15 protein-coding genes are annotated in these 16,581 nt (G+C 54.9%); 13 read left to right on the forward strand and 2 right to left on the reverse strand.

All coding sequences use genetic code 11. The annotated features are described in order from the left end of the window. The first annotated feature begins 1 nt into the window (after position 1). From CWI35_RS16490 to spo0A, 5 genes are all read left to right on the forward strand, one after another. Complete coding sequence (locus tag CWI35_RS16490; RefSeq protein ID WP_011231873.1) at positions 2-850, forward strand: TlyA family RNA methyltransferase; 849 nt, start codon at positions 2-4, stop codon at positions 848-850. Between the two features lie 56 nt (positions 851-906). Continuing rightward, on the forward strand, positions 907-1,356 hold the full coding sequence (ahrC, locus tag CWI35_RS16495) for a transcriptional regulator AhrC/ArgR (RefSeq protein ID WP_011231872.1): 450 nt from the start codon (positions 907-909) through the stop codon (positions 1,354-1,356). Positions 1,357-1,482: 126 nt separating this feature from the next. Beyond that, positions 1,483-3,204 carry a DNA repair protein RecN gene (recN, locus tag CWI35_RS16500; RefSeq protein ID WP_033025834.1) on the forward strand — a complete coding sequence of 574 codons (1,722 nt, stop codon included), beginning with the start codon at positions 1,483-1,485 and terminating at the stop codon, positions 3,202-3,204. A gap of 273 nt (positions 3,205-3,477) precedes the next feature. Beyond that, positions 3,478-4,773 (forward strand): SpoIVB peptidase, encoded by a 1,296-nt coding sequence (gene spoIVB / locus CWI35_RS16505; RefSeq protein ID WP_011231870.1) that lies wholly within the window; start codon positions 3,478-3,480, stop codon positions 4,771-4,773. Between the two features lie 384 nt (positions 4,774-5,157). Beyond that, the gene (spo0A, locus tag CWI35_RS16510; protein ID WP_205536319.1) at positions 5,158-5,976 is read left to right on the forward strand and encodes a sporulation transcription factor Spo0A; all 819 of its coding nucleotides are present in this window, start codon (positions 5,158-5,160) and stop codon (positions 5,974-5,976) included. Between the two features lie 151 nt (positions 5,977-6,127). Here the strand turns inward: spo0A and CWI35_RS16515 are convergent, their stop codons facing one another. Next, positions 6,128-6,280: a YycC family protein gene (locus tag CWI35_RS16515; protein ID WP_011231868.1), complete on the reverse strand. Its 153-nt coding sequence runs from the start codon at positions 6,278-6,280 to the stop codon at positions 6,128-6,130. Positions 6,281-6,389: 109 nt separating this feature from the next. Here CWI35_RS16515 and CWI35_RS16520 point away from each other — a divergent pair, with 109 nt between their 5' ends. Beyond that, positions 6,390-7,118 carry a glycerophosphodiester phosphodiesterase gene (locus CWI35_RS16520; protein WP_011231867.1) on the forward strand — a complete coding sequence of 243 codons (729 nt, stop codon included), beginning with the start codon at positions 6,390-6,392 and terminating at the stop codon, positions 7,116-7,118. Positions 7,119-7,193: 75 nt separating this feature from the next. Here the strand turns inward: CWI35_RS16520 and CWI35_RS16525 are convergent, their stop codons facing one another. Further along, positions 7,194-7,442: a DUF2627 domain-containing protein gene (locus CWI35_RS16525; RefSeq protein WP_011231866.1), complete on the reverse strand. Its 249-nt coding sequence runs from the start codon at positions 7,440-7,442 to the stop codon at positions 7,194-7,196. A gap of 139 nt (positions 7,443-7,581) precedes the next feature. Between CWI35_RS16525 and CWI35_RS16530 the strand changes: the two genes are divergently transcribed. The 7 genes from CWI35_RS16530 to CWI35_RS16560 all read left to right on the forward strand — a co-directional run bounded on the left by CWI35_RS16530 (position 7,582) and on the right by CWI35_RS16560 (position 16,495). Further along, positions 7,582-9,645, forward strand: coding sequence for a sigma-54 interaction domain-containing protein (locus tag CWI35_RS16530; RefSeq protein WP_042381003.1), 2,064 nt, complete (start codon positions 7,582-7,584; stop codon positions 9,643-9,645). Positions 9,646-9,785: 140 nt separating this feature from the next. After that, positions 9,786-10,685, forward strand: coding sequence for a phosphate butyryltransferase (yqiS, locus tag CWI35_RS16535; protein WP_011231864.1), 900 nt, complete (start codon positions 9,786-9,788; stop codon positions 10,683-10,685). Positions 10,686-10,709: 24 nt separating this feature from the next. Continuing rightward, positions 10,710-11,813: a leucine dehydrogenase gene (locus tag CWI35_RS16540; protein ID WP_011231863.1), complete on the forward strand. Its 1,104-nt coding sequence runs from the start codon at positions 10,710-10,712 to the stop codon at positions 11,811-11,813. Positions 11,814-11,868: 55 nt separating this feature from the next. Continuing rightward, positions 11,869-12,981 carry a butyrate kinase gene (gene buk / locus CWI35_RS16545; protein WP_011231862.1) on the forward strand — a complete coding sequence of 371 codons (1,113 nt, stop codon included), beginning with the start codon at positions 11,869-11,871 and terminating at the stop codon, positions 12,979-12,981. Between the two features lie 30 nt (positions 12,982-13,011). After that, a complete protein-coding gene (lpdA, locus tag CWI35_RS16550; RefSeq protein ID WP_119877932.1) occupies positions 13,012-14,433 on the forward strand; it encodes a dihydrolipoyl dehydrogenase in 1,422 nt (473 codons plus the stop codon). 69 nt (positions 14,434-14,502) lie between these two features. Beyond that, positions 14,503-15,498, forward strand: a complete 996-nt coding sequence (locus tag CWI35_RS16555) for a thiamine pyrophosphate-dependent dehydrogenase E1 component subunit alpha (RefSeq protein ID WP_011231860.1) — start codon at positions 14,503-14,505, stop codon at positions 15,496-15,498. Positions 15,499-15,511: 13 nt separating this feature from the next. After that, on the forward strand, positions 15,512-16,495 hold the full coding sequence (locus CWI35_RS16560; RefSeq protein ID WP_011231859.1) for an alpha-ketoacid dehydrogenase subunit beta: 984 nt from the start codon (positions 15,512-15,514) through the stop codon (positions 16,493-16,495). The last annotated feature ends 86 nt before the right edge of the window (positions 16,496-16,581 follow it).

Raw genomic sequence — 16,581 nt, forward strand, 5'->3', positions numbered from 1 at the left:
CATGAAAGGAAAAAAAGAACGGCTCGATGTGCTGCTTGTCGAACGAGGGCTGGCGGAAACGCGGGAAAAGGCGAAGCGAGCGATCATGGCCGGGCTTGTCTATTCAAACGACGTTCGACTCGATAAGCCCGGGGAAAAAGTACCGGTTGACATTCCGCTTGAGGTGAAAGGCAACCCGCTTCCGTACGTCAGCCGCGGTGGGTTGAAACTGGAAAAAGCGTTGCGCGAGTTTCATATTCGCGTGGAAAATAAAATTGTTCTTGACATCGGCGCGTCGACCGGCGGTTTCACCGACTGCGCCTTGCAGCATGGGGCGAAGCTGACGTATGCCGTCGATGTCGGCTACAACCAGCTTGCCTGGAAGCTGCGTCAAGACGAGCGCGTCGTTGTAATGGAGCGGACGAACTTCCGCTACGTGACGCCGGATCAGTTTACGAAAGGGCTGCCGGAAGTAGCTGTCATCGATGTCTCGTTTATTTCGCTGCGGCTCATTTTGCCGGTCGTCAAGACGGTCATGGTGCCGGGCGGCGATGTGATTGCTCTCGTCAAGCCGCAGTTTGAAGCCGGCAAGGAAAAGGTCGGCAAAAAAGGGATCATCCGCGATCCGAACATTCACGAGGAAGTGCTCGAATCGATCATTCAATTCGCCTGCGCGGAAGGGTTCGATGTTCTTCATTTAACGTATTCACCGATTACCGGCGGCGACGGCAATATTGAATTTTTGCTTCATGCTGCCTATCCTGGAGGAAACCGGGAGGGAGAAAACCGACTGCCAGCATCCGTCGCCGACGTGGTGAGCGAGGCGCATGCCCGATTGCGGGCGGGGAGCGTGGAGCCAAGCGGCAAATAGCGTCGGCGGGACGGACAATCTGCTCTGCACTTTGAAAAGCGGGGAGGTGGCGCAATGTGAACAAAGGGCAAAGGCATATTAAAATTCGCGAAATCATTATGAACCATGACATTGAAACGCAAGACGAGCTTGTCGACCGGCTGAGAGAAGCTGGCTTTAACGTCACCCAGGCGACCGTCTCGCGCGACATTAAAGAAATGCAGCTCGTCAAAGTGCCGATGGCCAACGGCCGCTACAAGTACAGCCTTCCGTCCGACCAGCGCTTCAATCCGTTGCAAAAGCTGAAGCGGGCGCTTGTTGATGTGTTTGTGAAGCTTGACGGAACGGGCAACTTGCTTGTGTTGCGGACGCTGCCGGGCAACGCCCATGCCGTCGGCGTCTTGCTCGACAATTTGGATTGGAACGAAATCGTCGGTACGATTTGCGGCGACGATACGTGCCTGATCATCTGCCGTACTCCGAAAGATGCGGAAAAAGTGTCCGACCAGCTGTTGTCCATGCTCTAGGCGAGGACCGGCCCAGCTTCCGTTCCACGTTCAAGGACGGAACGACAGGGCGGTCCTCGTTTGCAAATCCGAACATACGTGCTATAATCAAAAGTGGAATTAATCGGACAGGCAAGGAGTGGTGAAATGCTCGCCGAGCTGTCGATTAAAAATTTCGCCATTATCGAGTCGCTCTCGTTGTCGTTTGACAAAGGGCTGACGGTGTTAACCGGCGAAACGGGAGCCGGCAAATCGATCATCATCGACGCGATTCATTTGTTGATCGGCGGACGCGGCTCCGCTGAATTTGTCCGCTTTGGAGCGGAAAAGGCGGAAATCGAAGGGCTGTTTTTGCTTGATGATGACCGCCATCCGTGCTGGCAAAAATGCGCAGACGTTGGCATCGACGCCAGCGACGGCATGATCGTGTTGCGCCGCGATATTTTCGCCAACGGCAAAAGCGTCTGCCGCATTAACGGCAAGCTCGTCACGACGGCGGTGCTGCGCGACATCGGGGCGACGCTTGTTGATATTCACGGCCAGCATGAACATCAAGAACTGATGGATCCGTCCCGCCATCTGCCGCTTTTAGACGAGTTCGGCGGCCTAGAGGCGGCAGAGGCGCTTGCTCGCTACCGCGCGGTCTACGAGCGGTATGAGGAGCTCGGAAACAAATTGAAAAAGCTGAGCGAAAATGAACAGCAAATGGCGCACCGGCTTGATTTGCTGACGTTTCAGCTGCGTGAAATCGAGCAGGCGGCGCTCGAGCCGGGCGAGGACGAGCGGCTGATGGAGGAAAAAGTTCGCATCGTCAATTTTCAAAAAATTTATACCGCGCTGCAGAAAAGCTATGAGGCCCTCTCCGGAGAGGGACGCGGGCTTGATTCCATCGGGGAGGCGATGCGCCATCTCGATGACGTCGCAGGCATGGATGCAGCGCTCAAAGATGCGCATGAAACGACGGCGAACTGCTACTATTTGCTCGAGGAAGTCATGTACAAGCTGCGCGATCAAATTGAGGAGATGGAATACGACCCAGAGCGGCTCGATGCCATTGAAAGCCGTCTCGCGGAAATCGGGCAGCTCAAACGAAAATACGGGGCGACGATCGCCGATATTTTGCACTATGCCGAGACGATCGCCGAGGAAATCGAGACAATCGAAAATCGCGAAACGCATGTGCATGAGCTTACGCAGCAGCTCGCTCTGGTGACGGACGAGTTGCTCACGGAGGCGAAAAACGTCACCGCTGTTCGGCAAACATATGCCCGGCGCCTGATTGAGCGCATTCATCAAGAACTGAAAGACTTGTACATGGACAAAACGAAATTTGACATCGTATTTGCCAAGCGCGAAGGATCGCTTGACGCTCCCTTGGTCGACGGCGTGCCGGTTAGGTTCCAAGAAGATGGCATCGATGTCGTCGAGTTTTACATTTCGACGAACGTCGGCGAGCCGTTAAAACCGCTCGTCAAAGTCGCTTCCGGCGGCGAGCTGTCGCGCATTATGCTGGCGTTGAAAACGATTTTTTCCAAACATCAAGGAGTGACGTCGATTGTTTTTGATGAGGTCGACACCGGTGTCAGCGGACGCGTCGCCCAGGCAATGGCGGAAAAAATTTACCGCATCGCCAGCCAGTCGCAAGTGCTTTGCATTTCCCATCTGCCGCAAGTCGCTGCGATGGCGGACACGCACTTGTTGATCGCCAAAGAGACGGATGGGGAACGGACGAAAACAGTCGTGAGGAAGCTCAATGAGGAGGAGAAAGTGAAAGAAATCGGGCGGATGATTTCCGGCGTCGAGATGACGGAATTGACGAAACGGCATGCCAAAGAGCTGTTGGAACTGGCGGCGAAAATGAAACATTGATTCCTGTTTCCCCTGTTCGTCGAGGGGAGGCGCATCCCTCTCAAAGCGGGCCGATTCCGCCTGCCTGTTCTGCCTTGGCGCCCGCTTTCCTTAAGAGAACTACGGTGTTTCATAAAGATAAGCAAAAAGCCGCGCGGCTGTCCGGATGCAAGTCCATCCAATTCCGGGCAGCTTTTTTATCGACAGGGCGATTATATTTTCCCCGGTTCAGGCAAAATTAAAACTGTAACCGTTTTTGCATGGTGTAGGCGGGAGCGAGGAGAGTGGACGACATTGAATAAAGAAACGGCGCGAAAAATCGCAGGAGTGCTTCTCCTTGGTATATTGACGGCCATCGCCTTTTCCAAACCGATGAAGGAATATTGGCAAATTCCGAAGCAGCTTGTCCTGTTTGAAGGCGATGCGGTTGAATTTCCTGCCGCTTCCCTTCCCGTGCAAGCGGCCGTCAATGACCGAAACGCTCCCGAAACGCTCAATATTGAGCGAAAAAACGGTTCTCTGTCTGTAAAGGCGAAACGCCGCGGACATGAAACGATGATGTTGCAGGTTGCCGGAATGCCGATCAAGCAAGTGGATGTCAACGTGCTGCCGACGCTCAAAGTCATTCCCGGCGGACAATCGATCGGCGTCAAGCTCAATACCGTCGGCGTTCTTGTCGTCGGTTACCACCTTGTCGAAACCGAAAACGGGAAAAAATCGCCGGGAGAGGCAGCCGGCATTCAAGTCGGCGACATCATTATCGGCATTAACGGCCAAAAAATCGAAAACATGAGCGACCTTTCCCCTTTCATCGAGGAGGCCGGCAAAACGGGAAAACCGCTTCATCTAAAAATTCTGCGCGATCAGCACTCCATGACGGTGAAGCTCGTTCCGCTGAGAGACAAGCATGACGATGTGTACCGCATCGGCCTGTACATTCGCGATTCGGCCGCCGGCATCGGGACGATGACATTTTACGACCCCAAATCAAAAACATATGGCGCACTTGGCCATGTCATCTCTGACATGGATACGAAAAAGCCGATTGTCGTGCAAAACGGGCAAATTATGCGCTCGACCGTCACATCGATCGAAAAAGGGACGAGCGGCAATCCAGGTGAAAAATTAGCCCGCTTTTCCGACGGCGAAGAAGTGATCGGCACGATCACCACCAACAGCCCGTTTGGCATTTTCGGCAAGCTGATCAAACCACTGCCGAACGGTCCGTTCACAAAACCGATCCCGGTTGCCTTGGCGAACCAAGTGAAAGAAGGACCGGCAAAAATATTGACAGTGGTGGAAAACGACAAAGTCGAGCAGTTTGACGTGGAAATTGTCAGCACCATTCCGCAGAAATTTCCGGCGACCAAAGGCCTCGTGATTCGCGTCACGGACCCGCGCTTGTTAAAGAAAACAGGGGGCATCGTCCAAGGGATGAGCGGCAGTCCGATCATTCAGGATGGAAAACTTGTCGGCGCAGTGACGCACGTTTTCGTGAACGATCCGACATCCGGCTATGGCGTCCACATTGAGTGGATGCTGCAAGAGGCAGGCATCGATCTATACGGCAAACAAAAGAAAGCGAGCTGACAAAGTCGGCTCGCTTTTTCCCGGCAGCCAACATTCGATTCTTGCGTATATTTGGTGAAATGACGAGTGATGATTTGGTCACCATTCATCTCTTCCTGATCATCCCAAGGTCAATGTTTCGAAATGCTGTGAGCGGCTTGATTGATTCCGCCATATTGGTTAGGCTGCCACTAAAAATTTTTCAAAAAAGGCGGCAAAAATTTTGCCGGTTTGGCATAGATATTTGGTGAAACATCCATTAAAATGAAATGTGTAAAGATTTTTCGACAAACGCATCGCTGGTGAAAACGAATATTGTCTAATGAGCTCGTTTTTTGTTATAATTTTTATTTTTTGAAAAATAAAAGGATTTTTTGCCGCTGTTGTCGAATGTACGTTAATGGAATGTTACATAGCAAGAAAAAGTGGGGGAGGACGATCGTTTTGAGCATTAAGGTGTGCATTGCCGATGATAACCGCGAATTGGTGACATTGCTTGACGAATATATCTCGAGTCAGCCGGACATGGAAGTGATTGGCACGGCGTATAACGGCCAAGATTGCCTTCATATGCTCGAGGAAAAGCGGCCGGATATTTTGCTTCTGGACATCATTATGCCGCACTTGGATGGGTTGGCTGTGCTTGAGAAAGTCCGCGCAGGTTGTGAGCATCAGCCGAGCGTCATTATGCTGACGGCGTTCGGCCAGGAGGATGTCACGAAAAAGGCAGTGGAACTCGGCGCTTCCTACTTCATTTTAAAACCGTTCGACATGGAGAATTTGGTCCATCACATTTGGCAGATTCATGGCAAAACGGCGCCGATGGTCAGAAAAACCGGCTCTGCCTACCAGGCGCGCGACAACAAACCGAAAAATTTGGATGCGAGCATTACGAGCATCATCCATGAAATCGGCGTCCCGGCGCATATTAAAGGCTATCTGTACTTGCGCGAAGCGATCGCGATGGTGTACCACGACATCGAACTGCTCGGCTCCATCACGAAAGTGCTCTATCCGGACATCGCGAAAAAATACAACACGACGGCCAGCCGCGTCGAGCGCGCCATTCGCCATGCGATCGAAGTCGCTTGGAGCCGCGGCAACCTCGAATCGATTTCCTCGCTGTTCGGCTATACGGTGAGCGTCTCGAAGGCAAAGCCGACAAACTCGGAATTCATCGCCATGGTGGCCGATAAGCTCCGGCTTGAGCATAAAGCATCGTAACGGAAAACGAATGATAGCCAAAGCGGCAAGACGCTCCGCAATCGGGGGCGTCTTTTTTGCCGTTTGGCGGCTTGCTGGAACGAAAAAAGGGGGAACGTGGCTTGCGCCGGTGTGGTGCACAGAGGCGGCTTTACCGCCAAGGGCCAGACGGTTAAGATGGGTCGTTTTCTTTTTCTTTTTTCTCCAATTCCAGCAGCTTGTTCACCAAAATGTGCGGCGGCATATGCATGATCTGCTCGATCGGCACGCCGAGCGCTTTGGCCAGCTTTTGCGCTGTTTCCAGCGAAATTTTCAACGGCTGCATCATCTCCACCTCGTTTGTTCATAGTATTATTTTTAGTATAACGAACGACCGCCGGTTTCGGCCAGCTCGTTGGCTGAACGGCGAATAAATGCGAAAGGAAGAAGGCAGAATGACATTGATTTTTGCCCACCGCGGGGCGGCGGGGACGCACCCGGAAAATACGATGGCGGCGTTTATCGAGGCGGAAAAAGCGGGAGCGGACGGCATTGAATTGGATGTGCAGCTCACAAAAGACGGCGAAGTGGTCGTCATTCATGACGAAACGGTCGACCGGACGACGGACGGCAGCGGCTGGGTGAAAGACATCACGTACCGCGAACTGCGCCGATTGAACGCGGCGGCCATGTGGGACGGCAAACACGGCCATTGTCCGATTCCGCATCTTGAGGAAGTGCTTGCTTGGCTGTCATCAACACGGATGGCGGTCAACATCGAGCTGAAAAATAGCCTCATCGCCTACGAAACGCTTGAGCAAAAAACGATCTCCCTCGTGCGCCGCTATGGGCTTGAGAAGCGGACGATTTTGTCATCGTTCAATCATCATAGCATGCGCCTTTGCCGAACGCTTGCACCGGAAATCGAGACGGCGCTCTTGTACATTGAGCCGCTGTATGCCCCATGGACGTATGTGCGTGCCATGAACGCCGACGGGGTGCATCCGCACTATCGGACGGTGACGGCGGAATTTGCCGCCGAAGCGCGGCGGCGCGGGGTGGCGGTCCGCCCGTTTACGGTAAATAAGCGAAATGTGATGAAAACGATGTTTGCTTATGGCGTTGACGCCGTCTTCACCGACTACCCGCGCCAAGCGAAGCAATGGAAAGAGAAAACGCCTTAACGAGAGACGTTAAGGCATTTTTTGTTTGCCTTGAAATGGATGTTTTCCCAGTGTAATAGGCATCAACGTTCCGGGTCAAGGCGTTTTTCGTTTTCGTTGAAAACGCGCCTGCACTTTGTTGCGTTTCCGGTCGCGGTGCAGCAAAAAACCGCCGAGAAACGCCAGCCCAGCGGCAAACAGCGCGAGCCCGGCGAGAAATTGCAGCCATAAGGCAGAAAACAGCGGCCCGTTGATGCCAAACAACGCATCGCGCATCCATTTGATGCCAAGCGCCGCTCCAAGCCCGGGAATGACTAAAATCAACAGCGCAATCATTCGCCCCATCGCGATCGCGTTCCTTTCCGAAAAGAGTAGCCTTATCGACTATCATAGCGGTTATTGGGCGTTTGTCAAGGAAAGAGCAAATCAAGTATGATAAAAGTGTCTGCAAAAATTGGCATACTATAAAGTGTGGTGAATGGACATGAAAAAAGTGATGATCATTGGGGCTGACTCGCGCGGAATGTCGCTTTTGAAGCTGCTTCACGGGGCGTCGGGATTTGACGTTGTGGCGGTTGTTGACGTCGATGAACAAGCTCCGGGGGTGCAACTGGCGCAAAAATGGGGCATCGCTGCTGCGAGCGACTGGCGTCCATGGATGGCCGAGCCGCTTGATTTGATCATTGAAACGACGGGCAGGGCGGATGTCCTTGAGGAAATCCGTCGATTGGCGCCAGAGGGAGCCAATATTGTCCCAAGTGCAGTCGCGCAGATGATGGCCGAGCTCGTTGAAGAAAAAGAAGCGCTCATCGCCAAATTGAAAAGCGAAGCGGCTCGGCGCGCGCTCATCTTTCATTCGTCCCACGATGGCATGATTGTCGTTGATGAATATGGTTACATTACCGATATGAATCAAAGCGCGGCGGAGCTGCTTGAAGTCGATAAAGACAAAGTGATCGGCAAGCATATTTTGACCGTTCTGCCGTCAAGCGGCTTGCCGCGCGTGCTCGAAACGAGGCAGACGGAGTTTCATCAAGAAGTGGAGCTGGCCAATGGAAAAAAATTGATCACCACCCGCATCCCGATCATCGATGACAATGGCAAACTGTTTGGGGCGCTCGCGGTATTCAAGGACATCACCGAGCTTGTCGCTTTGGCGGAAGAAATCACCGACTTAAAAGAAGTCCGCATGATGCTCGAAGCGATCATCTATTCGTCGGAAGAGGCGATTTCCGTCGTCGATGAAAATGGGAACGGTATTTTGATCAACCCGGCGTATACACGGCTCACCGGTTTGACAGAGGAAGACGTCATCGGCAAACCGGCGACCGCCGACATCGCCGAAGGGGAAAGCATGCATATGCAAGTATTGAAAACGCGCCGCCCGGTGCGCGGAGCGCGCATGAAAGTCGGCCCGAAAAACCGGGATGTCATCGTCAATGTTGCGCCGATTATTGTTGATGGCGTATTGAAAGGGAGCGTCGGCGTCATTCATGATGTGTCAGAAATTCAGCGGCTGACGGCTGAACTCAATCGGGCGCGGCAAATCATCCGCACGCTCGAGGCGAAATATTCGTTTGCCGACATCGTCGGCGAGTCGGAAGAGATGAAGGTTGCCATCGAGCAGGCGAAGCTGGCGGCGAAAACACCGGCGACGATTTTGCTGCGGGGGGAATCAGGGACGGGCAAGGAGCTGTTCGCCCACGCCATTCACAACGCGAGCGACCGAAAGTATAACAAGTTTATCCGCGTCAACTGCGCGGCCATTCCGGAAACATTATTGGAAAGCGAACTGTTTGGCTATGAGGAAGGAGCGTTTTCCGGCGCGCGGCGCGGAGGCAAGCGAGGGCTGTTTGAAGAAGCAAACAACGGAAGCATTTTCCTTGACGAAATCGGCGAACTGTCGGCCAGCACGCAGGCGAAGCTGCTCCGCGTCTTGCAGGAGCGGGAGATCGTCCGCGTCGGCGGGACGAAGCCGATCCCGATCAACGTCCGCGTCATCGCCGCCACGAACGTCAACCTTGAAAAAGCGATTGCCGAAGGCGCCTTTCGCGAAGACTTATACTATCGGCTCAATCGGATGCCGATTTATATTCCGCCGCTGCGTGCCCGCAAGGAAGACATTCCAGCTCTTTGCCGGCGTTTGATCCAGAAACTGAACCAAGATTACGGGCGCAACGTCGAAGGTGTCACGGATGAAGCGATGGCGAAGCTTCTTGCCTATGATTGGCCGGGAAATGTCCGCGAGCTCGAAAATGTGCTCGGGCGGGCGATGATTTTCATGAAATTTCATGAAGTGATGATCGATGCGACGCATTTGCCGCCGCTCGCTTCGCCTTCGTCAGTGCCGGCTCATCGAGTGGAAACGGAAGAGGAGATTCGGCCGCTTGAGGAAATGGTGAGCCGATACGAAGCGAGCTTGATTGAGCAGGCGCTTCGCCGCCATCGCGGCAATAAAACAGCGGCGGCCCGGGCGCTTGGCATTTCGGTGCGCAATTTATATTACAAGCTGGAGAAATACGGGCTTGACAAAAATATCATGCAATAATTTGCACGGAGTGAAGAATATTGCACATATCTGTTTGCGAAGGTAGTGTGTTTTAAAGCGCTTTCAGTCATTTTTGGTTGGCACAGTTTTTGCATAAAAAGACTGTGCCGCACGATTTGCAGAAAAGGTTGGTGCAGATGATGAAGCTTGAATCGTTAGTGCAAGAAGCAAGACAATGCCAGGACCGGACGGTGGCCGTGGCGGCGGCGGAAGATGAAGAAGTGATTGAAGCGGTGGCGATGGCGCTCGAACACCGTCTCGGACGCTTTGTGCTTTATGGCGATCGGGAGCGGCTCGGACGGCTGTTGAAGGAAAAAGGATGCGCCCGCTTTTCCGACGTCGATGTCGTTCATGCGAATTCGATCGGGCAAGCCGCAGAGCTTGCCGTGCGCGCCGTCCATTTGAACGAGGCGGATGCGTTGATGAAAGGGCATGTGCCGACGGCAACGCTGCTGAAAGCGGTCTTGAACAAGGAGTATGGGTTGCGCGCTGGGAAGGTGTTGTCCCATGTCGCTGTTTTTGAGGTGCCGGAGTTTGAACGATTTGTCATCGTCACCGACGCGGCGATGAACATCGCTCCGGATTTGGAGCAAAAGGTGCAAATTGTCAACAACGCCGTCAGCATCGCGCGCTCCATCGGCATCGAGCGCCCGAAAGTCGCGGCGCTGGCGGCGGTGGAGACGGTCAATCCGGCCATGCCGGCAACACTTGATGCAGCGGCGCTCGCAATGATGCAAAAGCGGGGGCAAATCGAACATTGCCTCGTTGACGGACCGCTTGCGTTGGACAACGCGGTGTCGCTGGCGGCGGCGAAGCATAAGCGGATTGAAAGCGAAGTGGCTGGACAGGCTGATATTTTGCTTGTGCCGGACATTGAATCCGGCAACATGCTGTATAAGTCGCTCGTCTATTTTGCGAACGCACGCGTCGGCGCAGTCATCGCTGGGGCGAAGGCGCCGATCGTGTTGACGTCGCGCGCCGACTCGGCGGAAAGCAAACTGTATTCGTTGGCGCTTGCTATTTGTTCGGCAGCAAAATGAAATAGATGAAGGAGGCCATCAGTGATGGAACTGTTTCAATATATGGAAAAATATGATTATGAGCAAGTGTTGTTTTGCCAAGACAAAGAATCCGGATTGAAGGCGATCATTGTCATTCATGACACGACGCTCGGCCCGGCGCTCGGCGGGACGCGCATGTGGATGTACAATTCGGAAGAAGAGGCGCTTGAAGACGCCCTGCGCCTCGCCCGCGGCATGACGTACAAAAACGCGGCCGCCGGCCTTAATTTAGGCGGGGGCAAGACGGTCATCATCGGCGATCCGCGCAAAGATAAAAACGAGGCGATGTTCCGCGCGTTCGGCCGGTTCATTCAAGGGCTGAACGGCCGCTACATCACGGCGGAAGACGTCGGCACGACCGTTGCCGATATGGACATCATCTATCAGGAAACGGACTATGTCACCGGGATTTCGCCGGAATTCGGCTCATCCGGCAACCCGTCGCCGGCCACGGCTTACGGCGTATATCGCGGGATGAAAGCGGCGGCGAAGGAAGCGTTTGGCAGCGATTCGCTTGAAGGAAAAGTTGTCGCCGTCCAAGGGGTTGGCAATGTCGCCTACCATTTATGCCGCCATTTGCACGAAGAAGGAGCGAAACTCATCGTTACCGACATCAACAAGGAAGCGGTGGCGCGCGCGGTCGAGGAATTTGGGGCGAAAGCGGTCGACCCGAACGACATTTACGGCGTGGAGTGCGACATTTTTGCTCCATGCGCGCTCGGCGGCATCATCAACGACCAAACGATTCCGCAGCTGAAAGCGAAAGTGATCGCCGGCTCGGCGAACAACCAGCTGAAAGAGCCGCGCCATGGCGACATGATCCATGAAATGGGCATCGTCTATGCACCAGATTATGTGATCAACGCCGGCGGCGTCATCAACGTCGCCGATGAGCTGTACGGCTACAACCGTGAACGGGCGATGAAAAAAATCGAGCAAATTTATGACAACATCGAAAAAGTGTTTGCCATCGCCAAGCGTGACAACATTCCAACGTATGTGGCCGCTGACCGGATGGCCGAAGAACGAATTGAAACGATGCGCAAAGCGCGCAGCCAATTTTTGCAAAACGGCCATCATATTTTAAGCCGCCGCCGCGCCCGCTAATAGTGGCGAGGGGCGGCCTTCCGCCCCGCCGGCGGATGATGGAGGGACAGCAACGATGGAAGAGCAGAAGTTTCGCATTTTAACGATCAATCCAGGCTCGACTTCAACGAAGATCGGCGTCTTTGAAAACGAACGGCCATTGCTCGAAAAAACGATCCGCCATGAGGCGGACGTGCTTCGGCAATATAAAACGATCGCGGACCAGTATGAGTTCCGCAAGCAAACGATTTTGCAAGCACTGGATGAAGAAGGAATCAATTTATCGAAGTTGAGCGCCGTCTGCGGCCGCGGAGGGCTTCTCCGTCCGATCGAAGGCGGAACGTATCGCGTCAATGAGGCGATGCTTGAAGATTTGCGGCGCGGATATTCCGGCCAGCACGCGTCCAACCTCGGCGGCATTTTGGCGCATGAGATCGCCTCGGCCTTAAACATCCCGGCGTTTATCGTCGATCCGGTCGTTGTCGACGAACTCGATCCAATTGCCCGGATCAGCGGATTTCCGCTCATTGAGCGGCGCAGCATTTTCCATGCTTTAAACCAAAAGGCGGTCGCGCGCCGCGTCGCCAAGCAGCTTGGGAAACGGTATGACGAACTGAACTTGATCGTCGCCCATATGGGCGGCGGCATCACGGTCGGCGCCCACAAGCAAGGAAGGGTCGTCGATGTCAACAACGGCCTTGACGGCGAAGGCCCGTTCAGCCCGGAGCGCGCCGGGACGGTGCCAGCGGGCGATTTGGTTGCTTTATGCTTCTCTGGTGAATATTACCGCGAAGAGATCATGAACATGCTCGTCGGCGGCGGCGGCCTTGTCGGTTATCTTGGCACGAATGATGCGGTGAAAGTCGAGAAAATGATCGAAGCCGGCGATGAAAAGGCCAAGCTCGTGTATGAGGCGATGGCGTACCAAGTGGCGAAAGAAATCGGTGCGGCAAGCGCCGTGCTTTCCGGCAAAGTCGACGCCATCATTTTGACCGGCGGACTGGCGTATGGCAAATCGTTTGTCGAACAGATCACTCGCCGCGTGCAATGGATCGCCGATGTCATCGTCCATCCGGGCGAAAACGAACTGCAGGCGCTCGCTGAAGGCGCGCTTCGCGTCCTGCGCGGCGAAGAAGAGGAAAAAGTGTATCCAGGCAAGGCCGTTTCGCCGGTTCCAGCCCGGCGCTGATGCGGCAACGGACAGAAAGGAGAAGGCAAGATGGCAAAAGAATACGATGTCGTCATTCTCGGCGGCGGCACGGGTGGCTATGTGGCCGCTATTCGCGCCTCGCAGCTCGGCTTGAAAACGGCGGTTGTCGAAAAAGGGAAGCTCGGCGGCACGTGCCTGCACGCCGGCTGCATTCCGTCCAAAGCGCTGCTTCGCAGTGCGGAAGTGTACGCGCAAACGAAAAATAGCGAGGCGTTTGGCGTCATCGCCGACGGCGTGCGCCTTGATTTTGCCAAAGTGCAGGCGCGCAAAGCGGCGATTGTTGAGCAGCTCCACAAAGGCGTGCAGCATTTGATGAAAAAAGGGAAAATCGATGTGTACGCCGGCACCGGCCGCCTGCTCGGCCCGTCGATCTTTTCCCCGCTGCCGGGGACGGTGTCGGTCGAAATGAACGACGGCAGCGAAAACGAAATGCTCGTCCCGAAATTCGTCGTCATCGCCACCGGTTCGCGCCCGCGCACGCTGCCGGGGCTCGAGCCGGACGGCGAATTCGTGATGACGTCCGATGAGGCGTTGCAAATGGAGACGCTCCCCTCGTCCATCTTGATCGTCGGCGGCGGTGTGATCGGCATGGAATGGGCGTCCATGCTTAATGATTTCGGCGTTGACGTGACGGTGCTGGAATATGCCGATCGCATTTTGCCGACAGAAGATGAAGACGTGTCAAAAGAAATGGAAAAACTGCTCCGCCGCCGCGGTGTCAACATCGTCACGGGAGCGAAAGTGCTGCCGGAAACGCTCGAGAAAGGAAACGGCGTCACGATCCAAGCGGAGCATCAAGGCGAGCGGAAAACGTTTACGGCCGACAAGATGCTTGTTTCCGTCGGGCGGCAGGCGAACATTGAGGGGATCGGCTTGGAAAACACCGAGATTGTCGTGGAGAAGGGGTATATTCAAACGAACGAGTTCGGCCAAACGAAAGAATCGCACATTTACGCGATCGGCGATGTCATCGGCGGCCTGCAGCTTGCCCATGTCGCCGCCCATGAAGGGATTGTCGCCATTGAGCATTTGGCCGGGCACAACCCAGCGCCGATTGACTATACGATGGTGCCCCGCTGCATTTACACCCGTCCGGAAGCGGCGGCGGTCGGCTTAACCGAACAAGAGGCGAAAGCGAAAGGCTATGATGTCAAGGTCGGCAAATTTCCGTTTAAAGCCATTGGCAAGGCGCTTGTGTTCGGTGAGGCGGAAGGGTTTGTGAAACTCATCGCCGACCGGAACACGGACGATCTGCTTGGCGTCCATATGGTCGGGCCGCACGTGACCGATTTGATTTCCGAAGCCGGTCTCGCCCGCGTGCTTGATGCGGCTCCGTGGGAAGTGGCGCATGCGATCCATCCGCATCCGACGCTGTCAGAGGCCATGGCGGAAGCGGCGCTGGCGGTCGATGGCAAAGCTATTCATTTTTAACCGATTTCGCCGTATGCGCGCGGCGCGTGATCATTGGTTGACTATGTGAATCTAAGGGAGGTTGTTGCGATGGCGCAAAACCGTCATCAGGCGCTTGGATTAAGCGATGACACGGTGTTGGAAATGTATGAAACGATGCTCTTGGCCCGCAAGCTCGATGAACGGATGTGGCTGTTAAACCGCGCGGGGAAAATTCCGTTCGTCATCTCATGCCAAGGGCAGGAGGCGGCGCAAGTCGGCGCGGCATTCGCCCTCGACCGGACGAAAGACTATGTCTTGCCGTATTACCGCGATGTGGGCGTTGTCCTGACGTTTGGCATGACGCCGAGAGAATTGATGTTGGCGGCGTTTGCCAAGGCGGAAGACCCGAACTCCGGCGGCCGGCAAATGCCAGGGCATTTCGGGAAAAAGAAAAACCGGATCGTCACCGGTTCATCGCCCGTGACGACGCAAGTGCCGCATGCGGTTGGCTTTGCGCTGGCGGCGAAAATGGAAAAGAAAGATTTTGTCGCCTTCGTCACGTTCGGCGAAGGGTCGTCGAACCAAGGCGACTTCCATGAAGGGGCGAACTTCGCCGGCGTTCATAAACTCCCAGTCATCTTTATGTGCGAAAACAACAAGTACGCCATTTCCGTGCCCATTTCGAAACAACTCGCGTGCGAAAAGGTGTCCGACCGCGCCATCGGCTATGGCATGCCGGGCTATACGGTCGACGGCACCGATCCGCTTGAAGTGTACCGAGTCGTGAAAGAAGCGGCCGACCGCGCCCGCCGCGGCGAAGGGCCGACGCTCATCGAGGCCGTGACATACCGGCTGACGTCGCACTCGTCGGACGATGACCACCGCGTCTATCGGACGGAAGAAGAGCTCGCCGAAGCGCGCGCCAAAGACCCGATCGTGTCGTTTGCCAACTATTTGAAAGAAACCGGCGTTTTGACCGACCAGCTTGACGAGGACATTCAAGCGCGCGTCATGAAAGAAGTGAACGAAGCGACCGACTACGCGGAGAAGGCTCCGTACGCCGAGCCGGAGCATGCGCTTCGCTACGTGTATGCCGAGGAGTAAGGGGGAATCGACGATGCCTGTTATTTCCTATATTGATGCGGTTACGATGGCGATTCGTGAAGAGATGGAGCGCGACCCGCGCGTGTTTGTGTTAGGAGAAGACGTCGGCCGGAAAGGCGGAGTGTTCAAAGCGACGCAAGGATTGTACGAGCAGTTCGGCGAAGAGCGCGTCATCGACACGCCGCTTTCCGAGTCGGCGATCGTCGGCGTCGGCATCGGCGCGGCGATGTACGGCCTGCGCCCGATTGCCGAAATTCAGTTTGCCGATTTTATCATGCCGGCGGTCAACCAAATCATTTCTGAAGCGGCGCGCATCCGCTATCGCTCGAACAACGACTGGAACTGCCCGATCGTCATCCGCGCCCCATACGGCGGCGGCGTTCACGGCGCTTTGTACCATTCGCAGTCAGTCGAAGCGATTTTCGCCAACCAGCCTGGGTTAAAAATCGTCATGCCGTCGACGCCGTACGATGTGAAAGGGCTGCTGAAAGCGGCGATTCGCGACGAAGACCCGGTGCTCTTTTTCGAGCATAAACGCGCCTACCGCCTCATTAAAGGGGAAGTGCCGGAGGACGACTACGTGCTTCCGATCGGCAAGGCGGACGTCAAGCGTGAAGGCGATGACATCACGGTCATCACGTACGGGCTGTGCGTCCATTTTGCCTTGCAGGCGGCCGAGCGCGTCGCCCAAGACGGCATTTCTGTCCATCTGCTCGATTTGCGCACCGTCTATCCGCTCGACAAAGAAGCGATCATCGAGGCGGCGAGCAAAACAGGAAAAGTGCTGCTCATTACGGAAGACAATAAAGAAGGCAGCGTCATGAGCGAAGTCGCCGCCATTATCGCGGAGCATTGTTTGTTTGATCTCGACGCGCCGATTATGCGCCTCGCCGGCCCGGACGTTCCGGCCATGCCGTATGCGCCGACGATGGAAAAATTCTTTATGATCAATCCAGAAAAAGTCGAAAAAGCAATGCGCGAATTAGCGGCGTTTTAACAGATGAACAAAAGGCGTCTCCAGCTTGGAGGCGTCAGGAAAACATGGGATGTTCGGTTAGGGAATCATTCCATCCTAATGAAGGG

The sequence above is a fragment of the [Bacillus] caldolyticus genome (assembly GCF_003595605.1).
GTDB lineage: Bacteria > Bacillota > Bacilli > Bacillales > Anoxybacillaceae > Geobacillus > Geobacillus thermoleovorans.